This window comes from Rathayibacter sp. PhB186, assembly GCF_003751825.1.
GTDB lineage: Bacteria > Actinomycetota > Actinomycetes > Actinomycetales > Microbacteriaceae > Rathayibacter > Rathayibacter festucae.
Window position 1 is genome coordinate 312,666 of sequence record NZ_RJKO01000001.1, and the last position, 19,271, is coordinate 331,936.

Here is a 19,271-nt window from a genome sequence, read left to right on the forward strand (position 1 = left end):
GCGAGAGGAGGCGACGACGAAGACATCGGCCCGCGGGCCGACCAGAGGAGACCGGATCCGCACGTCGTGCGGACAGAGACGGATCCGGCCTCTGCGATGAACACCTCGTTGAAGGAATCACATCACGCATGAATGGTAAGCGATCCACGAAGAGAAGCATCAGGTCTCTCTTCGCCCTCGGCATCGCCGGGATGGTGACGGTCTCCGGACTCACCGCCCTCGGCCTGCCCGCCTCGGCCCACGACGGAGTGGACCACGGCTCGGAGCCGGGCGCGGAGTCCGCGCTCGACTGGAGCAACTACGAGAAGGTGCTGCTGACGAAGAACGTCGGCGAACCGATCGACCTCGCCGTCCTCCCGGACAAGTCGGTCCTCCACACGGCACGGAACGGCGAGATCCGCCACACCGATCCGAAGACCGGCACCACGCGCGTCGTGGCCACGATCCCCGTCTACCAGAACTCGGAGGACGGACTCCAGGGCGTCGGCGTCGACCCCGACTTCGCCGAGAACCAGTGGGTCTACCTGGTCTACGCGCCCCAGAGCGGCACGCCGACCGGTGCGGCCCCGAACATGCTCCCCGCGGGTGAGGACGAGAGCTACTGGGACCAGTGGAAGGGCGTCAACCGCCTCTCCCGGTTCAAGTGGACCGGCTCCGGACTCGACCTGGCGAGCGAGCAGAAGATCATCGAGGTCGAGGCGCAGCGCGGGCAGTGCTGCCACGTGGGCGCCGACTTCGACTGGGACGCCGACGGCAACCTGTACCTCTCGACCGGCGACAACACGCCGGCGAGCGCTCCGGGGGCCGCGGGCTTCGCGCCGAACAACGATGCGCCCGGCATGAACCCCGGCTTCGACTCGCGCCGCGGTGCGGGCAACACGAACGACCTGCGCGGCAAGATCCTCCGGATCACGGTCCAGGAGGACGGCTCGTACACGATCCCCGAGGGCAACCTCTTCCCGGAGGGCACCGAGAAGACCCGCCCCGAGATCTTCGTGATGGGCGTGCGCAACCCGTTCAAGATCGACGTCGACGCGGAGACGAACACCCTCTCCTGGGGCGACTACGGTCCCGACGCGACGAAGGCCGCCGCGGCCGACGGCGTGCGCGGCCCGATGGGTCTCGTCGAGTGGAACGCGACCGGTCTCGACCAGCCGCAGAACTCGGGCTGGCCCTACGTGCACGGCCCGAACCTGCCGTACAACGAGTGGAACTTCGAGACGGCGACGCCCCGCGGCTTCTTCGACCCGCAGAACCTGAAGAACAACTCGCGCTGGAACACCGGCCTCGTGGACATCCCGGCGGCCACGCCGGCGACCGTCTACTACGGCGACAACCCGGGCGACCAGCCGTTCGACGAGCTCGTGAACTTCGGGACGAGCACCGGCCAGGGCCCGATGGGCGGACCGGTGTACCACTTCGACGAGGAGAACACCTCGACGTCGAAGTTCCCGGCCTACTGGAACGAGAAGACCTTCTTCGGCGAGTTCTCGCAGGACTACATCGCGGCGTTCACGCTCGATGACGACCGCGCGGTCACGCACATCGAGGACTTCCTCCCCAACACGGCGCTGAGCTCGCGCAACCAGCCGATCCACGACAACCCCATGGACATGGAGTTCGGCCCCGACGGGTCGATGTACGTGCTCGAGTACGGCGACGGCTTCTTCCGCGCCAACCCCGACGCCGGCCTGTACCGGATCGACTACGCCGAGGGCAACAAGGCCCCCCAGGCGCGCTTCACCGCGACGCCGCTGTCCGCCTCCGAGACGCCGCTCGAGGTGACGTTCGACGCCACGGGATCCTCCGACCCCGAGGGCGACGCGCTCACCTACGACTGGGACTTCGACGGCAACGGCACCTTCGACGCCTCGGGCGTCACCGTGAAGAACACCTACACCGAGCTCGGCCAGTTCACGGCCCGCCTGCGCGTCACCGACGCCAAGGGCAAGTTCAGCCTCACCTCCCGGGTCATCTCGGTGGGCAACCAGGCGCCGCAGATCGAGATCACGACGCCCGGCAACGGCTCGTTCTTCGAGTGGGGCGACGCGATCCCCTACCGGGTGACCGGCCGTGACGCGGAGGACGGCGACCAGATCGTCGGCAGCCGCGTGGCGTGGACCTACGGTCTCGGCCACGACGAGCACGCCCACCCCGAGGTCACCGGCACCGGTGCCACGGGAGCGTTCCCGACGTCCGCCGACTCGCCCGAGCACGGCCCCGGCGCGCTGCTCTACGGCACCGTCGTCGTGACCTACACGGACGCCGGCTACAACGGACTGCCCCCGGCCGCGGCCGAGGCGACGCTGCGGCTGAACCCGAAGACGCAGGAGGCGGAGCACGCCGCCCGCGAGGGCGTCCTGCCCTACGCGGACACCACCGCCAGCGGCGGCAACGCGGTCAGCGGACTCGGTGCGGGATCCTTCCTGCGCTGGGACCCGGTGAACCTCGCGAACCTGACCGGCGTCGTGGTCCGCGCCACCGGTGAGGGCACCGTCGACCTCCGCTGGAACGCCGCCGACGCGGCGCCCTTCGGGACGGCGACCATCCCGGCCGGCGCCGGCTGGCAGGACGTCCTCGTGCCGTTCTCCGGCCAGCCCACCGGCACCGGCTCGCTCTACGTGACCTCGCCCTCCGGTCTGTCGCTGGACTCCCTCACCTTCCAGGGTGCCGGTGCTGGCGACACGACGGCGCCGACCGTCAGCGCGACCCTCGACCCCGCAGCGCCCACCGGCGTCGGCGGCGTCTACAACCGCGCGGTGAACCTGAACCTGGCGGCGACCGACAACGGCGCGCTCGCCAGCGTGCAGTACTCGGTCGACAACGGGACGACGTGGACCACGGTCCGCGCCGCGAACGGCGCCTACTCGGTGCCCTTCACCACCAACGGCGTCCGCACCGTGCAGTACCGTGCCACCGACACCGGCGGCAACGTCTCCGCGGTCGGCTCGGTGTCGTTCACGATCGACCTCGCCGCGGCGAACGCGCCGACCGTCGACTCGACCACGACCGTGGCGCTCGGTGCCCCTCGCGTGACCTTCGGCGCTCCCGGATCGGCGACGGTCACCGTCTCCGGCCAGGGCGGCACCCCCGGCGGCGAGGTCGTCCTCTACGAGGGCGACACCGAGATCGGCCGGAGCGCCCTCGAGGGCGGGAAGGCGACCATCGCCCTGCCGCAGACCCTCGGGGCCGGGACGCACACCTTCCGCGCGGCGTACGGAGCGGACGGGACCTTCAAGGCCTCGGCCGGCACCGCCCGCCTGATCGTGTCGAAGGCCGACTCCGTGCTCACCGCGACCGTCTCGCCGAACCCGGTCAAGCCGGGCGCCAGCGCGCAGGTCTCGGTCGAGTCGAAGACGTCCACCGGCGTCGCCGGGACCGGCCAGGTCACGGTGATGGTGAAGAGGAACCTCTCCACCGTCGCGATGCTCACCGGCACCCTCGACGAGAACGGGAAGGTCGTCGTGACCCTGCCGAAGCTCGCCGCGGGCAGCTACAAGCTGACCGTCACCCACACCGCCACGGCGAACACCAACGCCGCGTCCAGCCTGCTGAACCTCACCGTCCAGCAGTAGCCGCGGCGGGACCGGCCGGCTCGCGCACAGAGCCCGGGCCGGCCGGTCCCCCCCCCTGATCCATCTGCATGTTCCGTTTCGAAGGAGAGACAATGCACCACCACCACGGATCCATCACGGCGAAGCCGATGAGCCGACGCGCGCTGATGACGGCGCTCGCCGCCTCCACGGTCGCCGTCGGAGTCGGGGCCGGCGCGCTGGCGCCCGGCGCCCTCGCCGCTCCCGCCCCCTCGTCCGGCGCCAACCGGCTCGTCCCGATCAACCGGATCGGGATCCAGCTCTACAGCGTCCGCGACAAGGTCTCGTCGATCGGCTTCCGGGCCGTCTTCGAGGAGCTGGGCCGCATCGGCTACAGCGAGATCGAGTTCGCCGGCTACACCCAGGGCAACGTCGGCGCGATCACCCCCCAGGAGATCCGCCAGCTGCTCGACGACAACGGCCTGCGGGCCGTCGGCTCGCACGTCGGCACCAACCTGCTCCGCTCGGAGCTGGGGAAGCAGATCGAGATCGCGCAGATCCTCGGCACCCCGCACCTCGGCACCGGCAACGCGCCGACCAACGTCAACACCGTCGCGGGCTACCGTGCGGCCGCGGACGAGTGGAACGCCTGGGGCGCCCAGGTCACGGCCGCGGGCATGAAGCTCTACCAGCACAACCACGCGGGCGAGTTCGCCTTCGGCTCGGACGACCCGAAGACGCGCCTCTACGACGTGTTCTACGACAACACCGACCCCAAGCACGTCTACCTCGAGATGGACGTCTACTGGGCCTACGTGGGCAAGAAGCTCTACCCGGGCTTCGAGCCGCTCGACTACATCAAGCGCAATCCGCGCCGCTACCCGATCCTGCACCTCAAGGACGGCAAGACGAACAACGCGAACACCAACGGCTACGACATCGTCGAGTTCGGCGCGGGCAACCTGCCGTACCAGGCGTTCCTGTCGGAGCTGCGCGACCGAGGCCAGCGCTACGGCGTCTGGGAGCAGGACACGGCGCCCACCCAGGCCACGCCGCCGAACCCGGCGAACTCGCTGGGCAGCGCGGCCCGCAGCTACGACGCGATCGCGGCCCTCCGTGGCTGAGCGCGGGCGCACCGCCCCCTCCCTTCCCCGCACCACCACGCGCACCGGCGCACCGAGGAGAACCCCCATGAAGTGGAAGACGACCACGGCGGTCCTCGCGGCCGCCTCCCTCGCGATGGTCGCCGCGCCGTCCGCCTTCGCGGCGACGACCGACTGCACGACCGAGCTCGGCAACACCACGATCGCGGGCGACCTCACCGTCGGCGCCGGCGAGACCTGCGTGCTGGGCAACGTCGTCGTGCAGGGCTCGATCACCGTCGGCGACGATGCCTGGCTCGACGCCACTTCGGCGACGATCGAGGGCGACGTCATCGGCACGGACGCGTACGGCATCTCGATCGACGGCACCAGCGTCGGCGGCGACGTCGTGTCCTTCTCCGAGGGCTCGCGCGCCGGCTTCCTCTACCTCCGCGACCTCACCGTCGCGGGCATGGTCGAGGCGGGCGGCATCGACGTCGAGCTCAGCGACGTCTCGGTCGACGGCTCGGTCAGCACCGATGCGGCGAACTACGTCGACGTGGCGCGCACCAGCGTCGGCGGCGACGCGACCTTCGCCGGCAGCGACTTCGGCGTGAGCGTCGGCGGCGCGATCGTCGGCGGCTCGCTGACGGTCAGCGGTTCCTCTCGCGGCGTGCTCCTCGGCGCGAACGAGGACGGCTCCGCGGCCGCACTCGGCAACACCGTCGGCGGGAACCTCGTGCTCTCGGGCAACTCCGGCAACGTCCAGCTCGCGGGCTCGACGGTCGGCGGGCGGATCACGCTCGCGGAGAACGCTCCGGCGGTCAACTTCGGCGCAGGCAACACCGCCGCCGGAGTGGACGGGGACTTCACCGGCACGGCCGCCGGCGCTGCGGCGCAGGGCGACCAGGCCGTCGCGGTCATCGTGCCGGACGCGCGCGAGGGCGAGCTGACCTGGAGCCTCGAGGGCACCAGCAACCTGGTGAACCTCGGTGTCGCCGAGGAGCAGGGCGACCACTTCGCCGCGTCGGGCGAGCTCGTGCCGGTCCGCGTGACCGACTCGCGCCTGTCCGGACCGGAGTGGTCGGTGACCGCTCAGATCAGCGACTTCCGTGCCGGCGACCAGACGGTCTCGGGCAAGTACCTCGGCTGGACCCCGAAGGTCCTGGAGAACGAGGGCGGTGCCGTCGCCGGTGCCCCCGTCGTCTCCGGGTTCGTCTCGGGTGAGGGTCTCGCCACCGCCCGCGTCCTCGGCTCCGCCGCGGCCGGGCACCCGACCGGATCCTCGGTCCTCGGCGCCGACCTCGACCTGCAGCTCCCGCTGTCGGTCGGAACCGGCACCTACACGGCGACGCTGACGCTCACCGCGCTCGGCTAGCCCCCCTCGGCCGGCCGCCGGAGCCCCGGCGGCCGGCCCCCTCCTTCCTCCCCTCCGCGAGATGCCACTTGTGCACGCTTTTCACGGCGTGTCGCGTGCACAAGTGGCATCTCGCGGGGGGACCCACCCCCCTCGAAAGGCTGGACGATGATGTTCCGCTCCACACTCCGCTCGCTCGGTGTCCTGCTCGTCTTCGGGGTCGCGGGTGCCGTGCTGCCGGCGCAGGCCCTCGCGGAGCAGGCGAGCTCGGCCGTCACCTGGGGGGTGCGGCCCGCCGACACCGAGCAGGGCAGCGACCGGCCGAACTACGCCTACGCGCTCGAGCCGGGCGGGCAGCTGAGCGACGCGCTGATCGTCTCCAACTACGACGACGAGGAGCAGACCTTCCGCGTCTACGGCTCCGACGGCTTCATCACGGAGGCGGGGCAGCTGGATCTGCTGCCGGCCGCCGAGCCGTCCACCCAGCTGGGCAGCTGGATCTCCTTCGAGGCCCCGGACGTCGTCGTCCCCGCGGGCGAGAGCGTGCAGATCCCGTTCCAGCTCGAGGTGCCGGCCGACGCCGTGCCGGGCGACTACGCCGCCGGGGTCGTCTCCTCGATCCTCGTCCAGGGCGAGACCGGGGTCTCGGTCGACCGCCGCCTCGGCTCGCGGATGTACCTCCGCGTCGGCGGCGACCTCGCCCCGCGCCTCTCGGTCGACGGCCTCGCCGTCTCGTACCAGGGCGAGTGGAACCCCTTCGCCCCCGGCACGACCACCATCGACTACACCGTCACCAACGCGGGCAACACCCGCCTCGCCCCGGGCGCCGAGCTCGCGGTCTCCGGTCTCCTCGGCCTCGGCAGCGTCGCCGCGACCGATCCGGAGCCGCTGCCCGAGCTGCTCCCGGGCAGCTCGACCAGCCGGAGCGTCACCGTCGCCGGGGTCTGGCCGCTCTTCGTCGCGACCGCCCGGATCGCGCTGACCGGCACCGTCGTCACCGCCGACTTCGCGGGGCAGGCCGCCGATCCGGCCGCCGTGCCCGAGGTCGCCGCCGTCTCCTCCGAGGCCTCGACCGCGGCCGTGCCGTGGAGCGCGCTGCTGCTGCTGGCGCTGCTGATCGGGCTGATCGTGCTGGCGGTCGTGCGCCGCCGCCGCCGCGCCGCGGGCGAGCAGCAGCGGATCGACGCCGCCGTCGCCGTCGCGGTGGCCGGCGCCTCGACGACTCGGCGAGATGCCACTTATGACGAGGAATCGCGGCGTGTCGAGCTCACAAGTGGCATCTCGCGGGAGACGACCGACCCGTCCGCGACCGACCCGGCAGCGACCGACCCTTCCGCGACCGGCCGTGCGGGGGTGCGCTCCTGACCTCCGTCGTCGCCGGGGCGCCAGTGCTCGGCGAGGGCTCAGCGCTCGGCGAGGGCTCAGCGCTCGGCGAGGCTCTGCTCGCGGAGCTGCTCGAGGAACGCGTCGACGTTGCTCGGGCCGAGGAGGTGCTGCCGGAGCATCAGCGCCGCGCCGCGGACGCCGCCGCTGCCGCCGAGCTCGGCGGTCACCACGTGCAGGCGCTGGGTCGCCAGTGGCAGGGAGCGCCGGTCGACGACCTCGCGCACCCCGGCCAGGATCTCCGGGGCGGCGAGCGCGACGCTCCCGCCGAGCACGATCACCGACGGGTTCAGCAGGCTCACGCAGGTGGCGAGGACCTCGCCGATCTGCAGGCCCGCGAGGCGCGCCGCCTCGATCGCCTCCGGGTCGCGGTCGCGCAGGAGCGCCAGCAGATCGCGGACCGAGTGCACGTCGCGGCCCGCCTCGGCCAGTGCGCGCACCAGGGCCCCGCCGCTCGCGAGCGCCTCGAGGTCGCCGTCGCGGCCGTCCGCCGCCTCCGGAGCGGTGCGCGGCACCTGGACGTGACCGAGATCGCCGGCCGCGCCGAGCGCGCCGCGCTGCAGGACGCCGCCGGAGACGATGCCCGAGCCGATGCCGGTGCTGATCTTCACGAAGATCAGGTCCTGCGCGTGCGGGAAGCGCGAGGCGCGCTCGCCGAGGGCGAGCAGGTTCACGTCGTTGTCGACGAGCACGGTGGTGTCGACGCGGCGGCGGATGTAGCCCGGGATGTCGAAGCCGTCCCAGCCGGGCATGATCGGCGGGCGCACCGGGCGGCCGCTCGCGTGCTCGACCGGGCCGGGCACGCCGAGGCCGAAGCCGGCCAGCGCCTCGGGCGCCAGGTGCGCATCGGCGAGGATCTCGTCGCAGACGTCGAGCGCGTGGTCGAGCACCCGGATCGGGCCCTGCGCGATGTCGAGCTCCTCGCGCCGCTCGACCACGATGCGGCCGTCGAAGTCGGTCAGCGCGATCGTCGAGTGCGTCGCGCCGAGGTCGATGGTCAGGAACGCGCGGACCGACGGATCGAACACCAGCCGGGCCGACGGGCGGCCGCCGGTCGACGGCGCCCGGTCGAGGTGCGTGATCAGGCCGAGCTCGAAGAACAGGTCGAGCCGCGTCATCACCGCCGTCCGGGCGAGTCCCGTCTCCTCGACCAGCTCCGCGCGGGTGCGCGGACGGCCGTCGGCGAAGAGCCGCAGCAGGTCGCCGGTCTGCGAGCCGGCCCGCCCGCTCACGCTGAGCGCCCGCCCGCTCGGATGTCGCAGGCGACTGCTCGGGAGGACGGGTGGCGGCTCGGCACACCTGAGGAAAGCAGTCGCCGCGAGGTGACGCAATCTCGACGCGCAGGGAGACCCCGAATGACGTCCCCCCGAACGGCCTCCCCCCCGAACGACATGCCCCGAACGACCTCCCCACGAATGAAGTCCACAGACAGGAGAGAACGATGACCTCGTCCGACACCACCACCGGTACCATCCGCACCACCAGCGCCGACCGCGCCCCGCAGCAGGAGCGCATCGGCCTCTGGCTGATCGGAGCCCGGGGCAGCGTCGCCACCACGGCCGCCGTCGGCCTGCACGCCATCGCCTCGGGCGCGGCGCCCAGCAACGGCTGCGCCACCGCGACGCCCGCCTTCGAGGATGTGCCCCTCGCCGGCTTCGACGCGATCGTGATCGGCGGGCACGACGTCTCGTCGACCCCGCTGCTCGAGAAGGCGATGGGCCTGGCGGCCGGCGGGATGTTCCCGACCTCGGTCGTCGCCGAGGTCGCCGACCGGCTCGACGCGACCGACGGCGAGATCCGGCGCTCCTTCGGCGTGGAGGGCGGCTCGCAGCAGGACGAGATCGACCGTCAGGCGGCCGACATCGTCGAGTTCCGCGAGCGGCACGCGCTCGCCCGGGTCGTCGTGATCGACGTCGCCTCCACCGAGGTGCTGCCGCAGGACCGCCCCGAGTTCCACGACCTCGCCGCCCTGCGCGCCGCGCTCGCCCGGCCGGGCGAGACCGTGCTGCCGCCGAGCTCGATCAGCGCGCTCGCCGCGGTGACCGCCGGCTCGCCCTACGTCTGCTTCACCCCCTCCGCGGCGCTGGCGCTGCCCGCGCTCGAGGAGTGGGCCGCGGAGGCGGGGATCCCGATCGCGGGACAGGACGGCAAGACCGGCGAGACCCTGCTCCGCAGCGTGCTCGCGCCGATGTTCACGGCGCGCGGGATGCGCGTGCTGTCCTGGGCGGGCGCGAACCTGCTCGGCGGCGGCGACGGCCAGACCCTCGCCGACCCGGAGGCGGTGCGCTCGAAGCTGGTCTCGAAGAACCGCGGGCTGCGGAGCCTGCTCGGCGACGAGGTCGTCACTCCGCTGCACATCGACAACGTGCCGGACCTCGGCGACGTGAAGACGGCCTGGGACCACGTGCACGCGGAGGGGTTCCTCGGCTCGCGGATCACGGTGCAGACCATCTGGTCGGCCTACGACTCCGCGCTCGCCGCACCGCTGATCCTGGACCTGGCGCGCCTGATGTCGCTCGCCGACGCGGCCGGGATCGCGGGCCCGGTCGCCGAGCTGGGCTTCTTCTTCAAGGACCCGTGGGGGAGCGACGTGCACGGCTTCGCGGAGCAGACCGCCGAGCTGGTCGCCTGGTCGGCGCGCACCGGGGCGGCCGTCGTCCAGCGCTCGCTCGTGGCGGGCGGCGCGATCCGCCATGGCTGAGCTGCGCGACTGGCTCGAGCTCGTGCGCGCCAAGGCGGCGCTCTCGGTGCTCGGCGACACGGTGGCCGGAGCGGCGTGGGCCGGACGGGCGCCCGGGGTGCGCACGGTCGCGCTGCCGCTGGCGTCCGCGCTCCTCTACTCCGCGGGCATGGCGCTGAACGACTGCGCCGACGCGGAGCTCGACGCGGTGGAGCGGCCGGAGCGGCCGATCCCCTCGGGCCGGATCCGGCGCGGCGCCGCGCTCGGGCTGGCGGCCGGGCTGACCGGGGCGGGGATCGCGGTCGCGGCGCTCGTCGACGGGCGCCGCTCGCTCCTGCTGAGCGTGCCGCTCGCGGCGAGCGTCTGGTCGTACGACCTGCTGGCCAAGCCGACTCCGCTCGGGCCGGTCGTGATGGCGGCCTGCCGCGGGCTCGACGTGCTGCTCGGCGCCGGAGCGGGCGGCGTGCGCGCGGCGGCTCCCGCCTCCGCCGCCGTCGCGGCGCACACCCTCGGCGTCACCGTGCTCTCGCGCGGCGAGGTGCACGGTACCCGCCCGGCGGTCGCGGGAGCGGCGGCGACCGGCACGGCCGCGCTCGCGCTCGCGCTGGGGATCGGGGCGGTCCGGGCGAAAGGCGGCCCGGCGATCGGAGCGGTCGTCGCCGTCGCGATCGCGCGCTGGATCGCGCTCGTGCTGGTCCCGCAGCTGCGGGCCGCGCGGACGCCCGACGCGGCCTCGGCCCGGACGGCCACCCGCTCGGGCATCGCGGGGATGGTCCCGCTGCAGGCGGCGCTCGCCGGGCTGCGGCGGCCGGAGCTCGGCGCGGCCCTGCTGGGACTCGACGCGCTCGGCGCCGTCGTGCTGCGGCGCCCGAGGGTCTCGGCGGACATCACATGAGCGACCTGCACGCGACTGACGGCCCCGTCCTGGGCTACGGCACCAACGGCTTCGCGGACCACACCCTCGACGACGCCCTGACCGTGCTGCACGCCGCCGGCTACCGGGCGGTGGCGCTGACCCTCGGGACCCCGCACCTCGACCCGTTCGCCGACGACGTCCGCGAGCGCACCCTCGCCCTGCGCGCACGGCTCGACGAGCTGGGCTTCCGCGTGGTGATCGAGACCGGGGCGCGCTACCTCCTCGACCCGTTCGCCAAGCACCGGCCGACCCTGGTCGACGAGGAGGCCGGACCGCGCCTGGCCTTCCTGCACCGCGCGATCGAGATCGCCGCTCTGCTCGGCGCCGACGCCGTCTCGCTCTGGTCGGGCGTGCTGCCCGAGGGGATGGAGCGCGCCCGCGGCTGGCGGCTCCTGGTCGAGCGGATGCGCGGCGTCGTTGCCGAGGCGGAGCGCTACGGCGTCCGGCTGGGCTTCGAGCCGGAGCCCGGCATGCTCGTCGAGACGGTCGCGGACGCGCTGCTGCTGCGGCGCGAGCTCGGCGACCCGGAGGCGTTCGGTCTCACCGTGGACCTCGGCCACTGCGTGGTCGTCGAGCCGGACGGCGTCGTCGGCGCCCTCCGCAGCGCGGCCGGCCTGCTGGTGAACGTGCAGGTCGACGACATGCTGCCCGAGCGGCACGAGCACCTCGAGCTCGGCACCGGCGTGCTCGATCTCGCGGCCGCCTTCGCGACGCTCGAGGAGATCGGCTACCGCGGGATCGCCGCGGTCGAGCTGCCGCGGCACTCGCACGACGCGCCGCGCCTGGCCGTCGCGAGTCTCGCGGCGATGCGGGCGGCGATCCGGACCCGGGGGACCGGGGCGGAGTCGCCGCAGCACCCCTGGACCGCCGGCGCCTGCGCCGTCCTGCGCGAGCAGCCGCGGCGGATCGAGCGCTTCTTCCCGGCCGCCGGTCGGGAGGCCGGCCGCGCGCCGCTCCGCCCGGACACGGATCCGCAGGGCCTCGTGCACGGCACCGAGGACGACGCGGCGCGCTCGGCGCTGATCGCGGCCGCCGCCTCCGCCCTCGACGACGAGGACCTGGCCGCGCTGCTCCTCCGCCTCTACCGCGGCGGCGACGACGCCGAGCGCCGCGGCGTGCTGGTCGGGCTGCACGCGCTCACCGCCGCCGGCCGCGCGGGGGAGCCGGTTGCCGCGGCCGGCCGCGAGCTGGTCGCGGACGCCCTGCGCGCCAACGACACCCGGCTGGTCGCCGCGGCGATGGGCCGCTTCGCCGAGGAGCACCTCGACGCCCACGCCTGGCGGCACGGCGTGCTCAAACTCGTCTTCTGCGGCGTCCCGCTCGCGGCCGTCTCCGGTCTCGAGCGGCGGAGCGACCCGGAGCTCGCCGCGATGGCCGGCCGCTTCGCCGACGAGCGCCGCGCCGCCGGCCGCACGGTGCCGGACGACCTGGCGGTGCTCCTGCCGAGCTGAGACTCCGCCGCTCCGACGACACGACGCCGGTTCTGGCCAGAACCCCACGACCCCTCACGAGAAAGGCGCGACAATGCGCATCTTCGACCCGCACATCCACATGACCTCCCGCACCACCGACGACTACCAGGCGATGCACGACGCGGGAGTCCGCGCCGTCGTCGAGCCGTCGTTCTGGCTCGGCCAGCCGCGCACCAGCGTCGGCTCCTTCACCGACTACTTCGACGCCCTGATCGGCTGGGAGCGCTTCCGCGCCGCGCAGTACGGCATCCGCCACCACTGCACCATCGGGCTGAACCCCAAGGAGGCGAACGATCCGCGCTGCCGCGAGGTGCTGCCCGAGCTCGACCGCTACCTCGCCAAGGACGGCGTCGTCGCGGTCGGCGAGACCGGCTACGACTCGCTGACCGCGGAGGAGGACGCGGTGTTCCGCCACCAGCTCGAGCTGGCGAAGGACCACGGCCTGCCCGTGCTCGTGCACACCCCGCACCGCGACAAGGCGGCGGGCACGCAGCAGACGCTCGACGTCGTCGCCGAGTCCGGGATCGACGCCGGGCTCGTCGTCGTCGACCACCTCAACGAGACGACCGTCGACCTCGTCCTCGGCTCCGGCTGCTGGCTGGGCTTCTCGATCTACCCGGACACCAAGATGGACGAGACCCGGCTGGTGACCCTCGTCGAGCGGATCGGCCTGGACCGCGTGCTGGTCAACTCCGCCGCCGACTGGGGCCGCTCCGATCCGCTGACCACCGCGAAGACCGGGCACCTGCTGCTCGTCGCCGGCTTCAGCGCCGCCGAGGTCGACCGGCTGCTCTGGCAGAACCCGATCGACTTCTACGGGCAGAGCGGGCGGCTGAACCTCGACCCGATCCCGGGCTTCGACGCGGTCGACGCCATGGGGCGCAGCTTCGAGGGCAACTCGATCCTCCGGGGCGCGCCGCGCGTGGCGGAGGTCGTCTGATGCATCTCTCCTACTGCACCAACGTCCACCCGGCCGAGGACCTCGAGGGCGTCGTGCGCCAACTCGACGTCTACGCCGGTCCCGCCCGCGCCGCCGCGGGGCTCGACACCGTCGGCGTGGGGCTGTGGATCCCGCGCGACCTCGCCGCCCGGCTGGTCGCGAGCCGCGAGGACCGCGCCGTGCTGCGCGCCGCGCTCGAGCGCAACGGCCTCGAGGTGCGGACGCTCAACGCGTTCCCCTACGCCGCCTTCCACGCCGAGGTGGTGAAGCTCGACGTCTACCGGCCCGACTGGACCACCCCCGAGCGCCTCGCCTACACGATCGACTGCGCGCGGATCCTCGCGGATCTGCTGCCCGCGGGCGCCGACGGCAGCATCTCGACGCTGCCGCTCGGCTGGCGCGAGGGCTGGGGTGCCGAGCAGGACGCGGCGGCCGTCCGGCAGCTCGCGCTGCTGGTCGACGAGCTGCGCGAGCTGCGGCGCTCGACCGGGCACGCGATCCGCCTGGCGATCGAGCCCGAGCCGGGCTGCATCCTGGACACGGTCGAGGACGTCGTCGCCTGGCTGCACCCGCGGATCGGCCTGGTCGACCCGGCCTACGTCGGCGTCTGCCTCGACACCTGCCACCTCGCGGTGTCGTTCGCCGACCCCGCGGCGGCGGTCCGGCGGATCCGGGACGCGGGGCTCCGGGTCGTGAAGGTGCAGGCCTCGGCCGCGCTGCACGTCGCGGACCCGGCGGACCCGGCCGCGCGCGCCGCCGTCGGGGCGTTCGTGGAGAAGCGCTACCTGCACCAGACCCGCGAGAACGGCGCGGGCGGGGTGCTCCGCGTCGACGACCTGCCGGAGGCGCTCGACACGCTGCCCGGCGCCGGACCCTGGCGCGTGCACTTCCACGTGCCACTGCACCACCGGCCGGCCGCGCCGCTGTCGGCGACCACCGCGGTGCTCGCCGAGGCGGTCTCCGCGGTCGACGCCGCCTGGCCGTACGACGAGATCCACCTCGACGTCGAGACCTACACCTGGGCGGTGCTCGCGGACGCGCCGAGCGACCTCTCGGTCGGCATCGGGGCCGAACTGGCCTGGGCGGCGGAGCACCTGCTGACGCCCGCCGCGCGTGCCGCGGTGCTGGAGGCGGGTGCCGCAGTGCCGCCGGTCGCCGCAGTCCCGGTCGCCGCCCTCGTCGCCGAGGAGGTCGCGCTGTGACGCCGGTGCTGCTGCTCGACGTGGTCGGCCTCACCGCGACGGCGCTCGCCGACATGCCGCGGCTGTCCCGGCTCGCCCGCGCCGGCGGGCAGCTGCCGCTGGACACGATCCTGCCGGCCGTCACCTGCAGCGTGCAGTCCTCCATGCTCACCGGCACGATGCCCGCGCAGCACGGGATCGTCGGCAACGGCTGGTACTTCCGCGACCTCGGCGAGGTGCACCTCTGGCGCCAGCACAACCGCCTGGTGACGGGGGAGAAGGTCTGGGAGACGGCCCGCCGGCTGTCCGACGGCGAGCCCTACCGCGCCGCGAACATTGGCTGGTGGTACGCGATGGGAGCGACGACCGACGTCACGGTCACGCCGCGGCCGATCTACCACGCCGACGGCCGCAAGTCGCCGGACGCCTACGTCCGCCCGCCGGCGCTGCACGACGAGCTGGTCGGGAAGCTGGGCGCCTTCCCGCTGTTCCAGTACTGGGGGCCGACCGCGTCGCTGCGCTCCACGCAGTGGATGGTGGACGCGACCCGGCACGTGCTCGCCGGCGACGGGTCCGGCCCGCCGCAGCTGACCACGGCGTACCTGCCGCACCTCGACTACGACCTGCAGCGCTTCGGGCCGGACTCGCCCGAGGCGCGGCGGGCGGCGTCCGAGCTGGACGTGGTGCTCGCGCCGCTGCTCGACGACGCGGAGGCGCTCGGTGCGTCGGTCGTCGTGGTCGCGGAGTACGGGATCGCGGCGGCGGACACCCCCGTGGACGTCAACCGGGCGCTGCGGCGCGCGGGCCTGCTCGAGGTGTACGTGCAGGACGGCCGCGAGCAGCTGGACCCGTGGACCTCGCGGGCCTTCGCGGTGGCGGACCACCAGATCGCGCACGTCTACGTGCCGGATGCGGCGGACCTGCCGCGGGTGCGCTCGCTGCTCGAGGCGCTGGACGGGGTGGACGAGGTGCTCGACCGCGAGGGGCAGGCGCGGTACGGCCTCGACCACGAGCGCTCCGGCGAGCTCGTCGTGGTGGCGCGGCCGGGCGCGTGGTTCACCTACTACTACTGGCTCGACGACGACCGCGCGCCGGACTTCGCGCGCGGCGTCGACATCCACCGCAAGCCCGGCTACGACCCGGCGGAGCTGTTCTTCGACCCCGCCGACAAGCTCGTGAAGGCGAAGGCGGCCGGCAACCTCGCGAAGAAGGCCCTGGGCCTGCGCTACGCGATGAACCTCGTGCCGCTGGACGCGTCGCTGGTGCGCGGCACGCACGGCCGCCTGCCGGTGTCGGCGGCGGACACCCCGCTGGTGCTCACGTCGGACGCGGACCTGCTGCCGACCGGCGCCGTGTCGCTGCCGGTGACCTCGGTCCGTGACCTGGTGCTGGCGGCGCACGGCCCGGCGCTGGCGCGCGCGGCGGCGGCAGCTCGCGCCTGACGCGGGGCCGGGCCCGGGGCGGCTCCGAATGGACGCGAAACGGGCACTGGAGCCGCGACGCCGGTCGAGGAAGCGGATCGCGTTGCGGACCTGATCGCCTTCATTCGCCCGCAGCGGCGCGACGTCCCACCACGACTCCCGCCCCCGGTGCGCCATGAGTGCTCGGTGCATCGCATTGCGCACACCGACGTCGAGGGCGGAGCTCGCTCCGAGGATCGCAGCGCTCGCCTCGATGTTCCAGCTGTAGAGCCGGAGCGCGGCGGCCCGGTCGCCGGTGGAGGCGAGGTACGGGCCCAGGCGATCGCTCCCGATGACTGCGGGGAGGTTCGGCAGAGTCGCCGGGTCGACGGGCGTCAACCGGCGTCCGGGGCCGGAGTGGATCTCGGGATCCTGATACCGTTCTCCACGTATGCCCCGGACGGGACGCGAGAGCGTCGGCGCGCCGGGGCGATCACCGTTAACGGGGTGCGGGCGCTGCGCGTGCGATGACCGAGGGGCATCCGCCGATCCTCGAGGGCTGAGTTCGTCTCCTCAAGAAGATGGCGCTTCCGGGGTCGTTCGGCGGGTGGCGGTCAGTCGGCGCCGTCGAGGTCCGCGAGGTCGAGGACGAAGCGGTAGCGGACGTCGTTCGCGGCGAGACGCTCCAGTGCGGTGCCCACCTGCGCGGAGGGCAGCACCTCGACGTCGGCGGTGATGCCGTGCTCGCCGCAGAAGGCGAGCAGCTCGCGGGTGCTGCGGGTGCCGCCGCTGCCGCCGGAGGTGAGGCTCTTGCGGCCGATCAGCAGGTCGGTGACGTCGACGGTGACCGGCGCGAGCATGCCGAGCACGCTCAGTACGCCGTCGAGCGCGAGGACGTGCAGGTACGGCGCGAGGTCGTGCGCGGCCGAGACGGTGTCGAGGACGAGGTCGAGGCGTCCGCGCTGCGCGGCCATCGCCTCCTCGTCGCGGGAGACGACGACCCGCGTGGCGCCGAGCGCGAGGGCGTCGTTGGTCTTCGCCTCGGAGGTCGTGAAGACGGTCACCTCGGCGCCGAGGGCGCGGGCCAGCTTCACCGCGAGGTGGCCGAGACCGCCCAGGCCGACGACGCCGACGCGCGAGCCGCGGCCGACGGAGTGCGCGCGCAGCGGCTCCCAGACGGTGACCCCCGCGCAGAGGAGGGGAGCGACGGCCGCCGGGTCGAGGCCGGCCGGCAGGGGGTAGGCGAAGCGGTCGCGGACGACGCACTCGCGCGAGAACGCGCCGAGTGTGGTGCTGCCGTCGTGCCGGTCGGTGCCGCCGTAGGTGAGGGTCGGCAACTCGCGGCAGAAGTTCTCCTGCTCGGCCGTGCACATGTCGCACGCGCCGCAGGAGTCGACGATGTTGCCGACCGCGACGGGGTCGCCGGGGGAGAACGCCGTGACGGCGGCGCCGACGGCGAGCACCGTGCCGACGAACTCGTGACCCGGAACGAGCGGGCCGGCGTCGGCGGCGGAGTCGGCGGCGTGCGCGGCGTGGGTTCGGAGGGCGTGCAGATCGCTGTGGCAGACGCCGCAGAAGTCCACGCGGACGGCGAGGTCGTCGGGGCGGAGGGCGCGCCGCTCGACGGCGGCCGGCGCGAGGCCGCCCTCGGCGGTGGCCGCGTAGGCGGGGGTGCTGGTCATGGCGCGCTCGTTTCTACTAACTGGTTTGTTTTATCGACGCTAGCACTCGCGGGCGGCGGAGAACAGACCGGTCGGTAGTCTCGAGGGATGGGAGCGACACCGGCCACCGGCAAGGGCGAGGCGACGCGTGCGCGGATCATGGCGGCGGCCACCGCCGAGTTCGCCCGCTACGGCATCGCCGGCGCGCGGGTGGACCGGATCGCGGCCGAGGCCCGCAGCAACAAGGCGCAGCTGTACTCCTACTTCACCAGCAAGGAGCTGCTCTTCGATGCGGTCTTCGAGGCGTCGCTCGACCGGATCGTCGACGTCGTGCCGATCGACCCGTCCGACCTCGGCGACTGGGCGGTGCGGCTCTACGACGAGTACCTGCGCCGCCCCGACCTCATCCGCCTCGCGACCTGGGCGCGCCTCGAGCGCCGCCCGGCCGGACACCTCGTCGCCGACGACGAGGCGCGCGTGCGCGAGGAGGGCAAGCTCGAGGCGATCCGCGCCGCTCAGGCCGACGGCACGGTGGGCGTCGCGGCTGACCCGTTCGACGTGATGGCGCTCGTCATCGCGATGTCGATGGCGTGGTCGCCGGTGAGCAACGTCTACGCCGCTACGGCGGAGGAGGCCGCGTCGGAGCACGAGCGCCGGCGCACGCTGCTCCGCGCGGCGGTCGGGCGCGCGTTCCCGGCGGCCTGAGCGACGCGTGCGGTGTCAGGCCGCGGCGACGCGCGCGGTGCCGGTGCGACGGGCGGCGGTGAGGCGGAGCAGGAGCGTCGCCACGAGCACGACGGCCGCGGCGATCAGCGCGGCGGTGCCGGCGGGGATCGACACGAGCTCGCCGGAGAAGCGGCCGACCGCGACCCAGGCCAGGCCCCAGCAGAGCGACAGCATCGGAGCGATCCGGCCGCGACCGGTGGCGGCGATCAGCAGTCCGACCGCCGCGGCGACGAGCAGGACGACGATCGCCCAGGGTGCGGCGCCGGGTCCGTCGGCGCTGCCGATGCCCGCGCCGACGAGGCCGGCCGTCACGTTGGCGACCGTTGCGACGCAGACCCAGCCGAGGTAGAGGCCGAAGGTGCCGTCGGTGAGGACAGCGTCGACGACGCCGCCGGTGCGGGTGCTGCGCAGGAGCACGAAGATCCGCGCGAGCACAGCGAGGAGCAGCGCGATCACCAGGACGCTGAGCGCGAGCAGTCCGGCCTGCACGACCAGGATCCACGCGGCGTTCAGCAGCAGGCTGGCGGCGGCCCAGTAGCCGAGCCGGCGGTGGCGGGTGCGGGTGGTCTGCGACGGCAGGAACTGCCAGATCGCGTAGCCGAGGAGGCCGGCGTAGATGACGCTCCAGATCGCGAAGGCGGGTCCGTCGGGCGCGACCGGCGTCGAGGAGGCGGACAGCGCGCCGCCGGCGGCGTCCTGGATCTGCGTGCCGCCTGCTGCTCCCGAGCCGATGAACGAGCCGACCACCGCGAGCACGGCGCTGACGGCGACGGCCGACTGCCGGAGGCGGTCCGCGCGGGTGGGGGATGTCGTGGCGGTCATGTCGCTCCTCGATTAGTCAGCTGGCTGAGTAATGAGCGTAGCGTGCCGGACGGCGCCGGCGCACGCGGTTTCCGGGCGCCGGCCGAGCCGCTCGGTGAGTGGGCGCATCGAGGTCCAC

The 19,271-nt window shown here is 73.7% G+C and carries 14 protein-coding genes; 11 read left to right on the forward strand and 3 right to left on the reverse strand.

Features of this window, described 5'->3' with window-relative positions; all coding sequences use genetic code 11:
• Positions 1-128: 128 nt before the first annotated feature.
• The 4 genes from EDF45_RS01400 (at position 129) to EDF45_RS01415 (ending at position 7,337) form a co-directional block, all read left to right on the forward strand.
• A complete protein-coding gene (locus EDF45_RS01400) occupies positions 129-3,575 on the forward strand; it encodes a PQQ-dependent sugar dehydrogenase (protein ID WP_123734688.1) in 3,447 nt (1,148 codons plus the stop codon).
• Positions 3,576-3,667: 92 nt separating this feature from the next.
• Positions 3,668-4,657 carry a sugar phosphate isomerase/epimerase gene (locus EDF45_RS01405; protein WP_260311729.1) on the forward strand — a complete coding sequence of 330 codons (990 nt, stop codon included), beginning with the start codon at positions 3,668-3,670 and terminating at the stop codon, positions 4,655-4,657.
• A 67-nt stretch (positions 4,658-4,724) separates the two neighbouring features.
• Positions 4,725-5,993: a hypothetical protein gene (locus EDF45_RS01410; protein WP_123734689.1), complete on the forward strand. Its 1,269-nt coding sequence runs from the start codon at positions 4,725-4,727 to the stop codon at positions 5,991-5,993.
• A 150-nt stretch (positions 5,994-6,143) separates the two neighbouring features.
• Entirely contained in the window at positions 6,144-7,337 is a 1,194-nt protein-coding gene (locus EDF45_RS01415; RefSeq protein WP_148070803.1) for a hypothetical protein, read from the forward strand.
• A 56-nt stretch (positions 7,338-7,393) separates the two neighbouring features.
• Here the strand turns inward: EDF45_RS01415 and EDF45_RS01420 are convergent, their stop codons facing one another.
• The gene (locus tag EDF45_RS01420) at positions 7,394-8,587 is read right to left on the reverse strand and encodes an ROK family protein (protein ID WP_243599774.1); all 1,194 of its coding nucleotides are present in this window, start codon (positions 8,585-8,587) and stop codon (positions 7,394-7,396) included.
• A gap of 209 nt (positions 8,588-8,796) precedes the next feature.
• Here EDF45_RS01420 and EDF45_RS01425 point away from each other — a divergent pair, with 209 nt between their 5' ends.
• The 6 genes from EDF45_RS01425 to EDF45_RS01450 all read left to right on the forward strand — a co-directional run bounded on the left by EDF45_RS01425 (position 8,797) and on the right by EDF45_RS01450 (position 15,986).
• Positions 8,797-10,056: an inositol-3-phosphate synthase gene (locus EDF45_RS01425; protein WP_123734691.1), complete on the forward strand. Its 1,260-nt coding sequence runs from the start codon at positions 8,797-8,799 to the stop codon at positions 10,054-10,056.
• A complete protein-coding gene (locus tag EDF45_RS01430; RefSeq protein ID WP_185020059.1) occupies positions 10,049-10,930 on the forward strand; it encodes an SCO3242 family prenyltransferase in 882 nt (293 codons plus the stop codon). Before EDF45_RS01425 ends, EDF45_RS01430 begins: the two co-directional genes overlap by 8 nt.
• Positions 10,927-12,402 carry an EboA domain-containing protein gene (locus EDF45_RS21670; RefSeq protein WP_123734692.1) on the forward strand — a complete coding sequence of 492 codons (1,476 nt, stop codon included), beginning with the start codon at positions 10,927-10,929 and terminating at the stop codon, positions 12,400-12,402. The genes EDF45_RS01430 and EDF45_RS21670 overlap by 4 nt, the downstream gene beginning before the upstream one ends.
• A gap of 73 nt (positions 12,403-12,475) precedes the next feature.
• Positions 12,476-13,363, forward strand: coding sequence for a TatD family hydrolase (locus EDF45_RS01440; RefSeq protein ID WP_123444625.1), 888 nt, complete (start codon positions 12,476-12,478; stop codon positions 13,361-13,363).
• Positions 13,363-14,565 carry a metabolite traffic protein EboE gene (eboE, locus tag EDF45_RS01445; protein WP_123734693.1) on the forward strand — a complete coding sequence of 401 codons (1,203 nt, stop codon included), beginning with the start codon at positions 13,363-13,365 and terminating at the stop codon, positions 14,563-14,565. Before EDF45_RS01440 ends, eboE begins: the two co-directional genes overlap by 1 nt.
• The gene (locus EDF45_RS01450; protein WP_123734694.1) at positions 14,562-15,986 is read left to right on the forward strand and encodes an alkaline phosphatase family protein; all 1,425 of its coding nucleotides are present in this window, start codon (positions 14,562-14,564) and stop codon (positions 15,984-15,986) included. The genes eboE and EDF45_RS01450 overlap by 4 nt, the downstream gene beginning before the upstream one ends.
• 572 nt (positions 15,987-16,558) lie before the next feature.
• Here the strand turns inward: EDF45_RS01450 and EDF45_RS01455 are convergent.
• On the reverse strand, positions 16,559-17,626 hold the full coding sequence (locus tag EDF45_RS01455) for an NAD(P)-dependent alcohol dehydrogenase (RefSeq protein WP_123734695.1): 1,068 nt from the start codon (positions 17,624-17,626) through the stop codon (positions 16,559-16,561).
• 87 nt (positions 17,627-17,713) lie between these two features.
• On the opposite strand from EDF45_RS01455, the gene EDF45_RS01460 reads away from it, so the two are divergent.
• The gene (locus EDF45_RS01460) at positions 17,714-18,310 is read left to right on the forward strand and encodes a TetR family transcriptional regulator (protein ID WP_123734696.1); all 597 of its coding nucleotides are present in this window, start codon (positions 17,714-17,716) and stop codon (positions 18,308-18,310) included.
• A 15-nt stretch (positions 18,311-18,325) separates the two neighbouring features.
• Here EDF45_RS01460 and EDF45_RS01465 read toward each other — a convergent pair whose 3' ends face one another.
• Positions 18,326-19,153: a tryptophan-rich sensory protein gene (locus EDF45_RS01465; protein ID WP_123734697.1), complete on the reverse strand. Its 828-nt coding sequence runs from the start codon at positions 19,151-19,153 to the stop codon at positions 18,326-18,328.
• Positions 19,154-19,271: the final 118 nt, after the last annotated feature.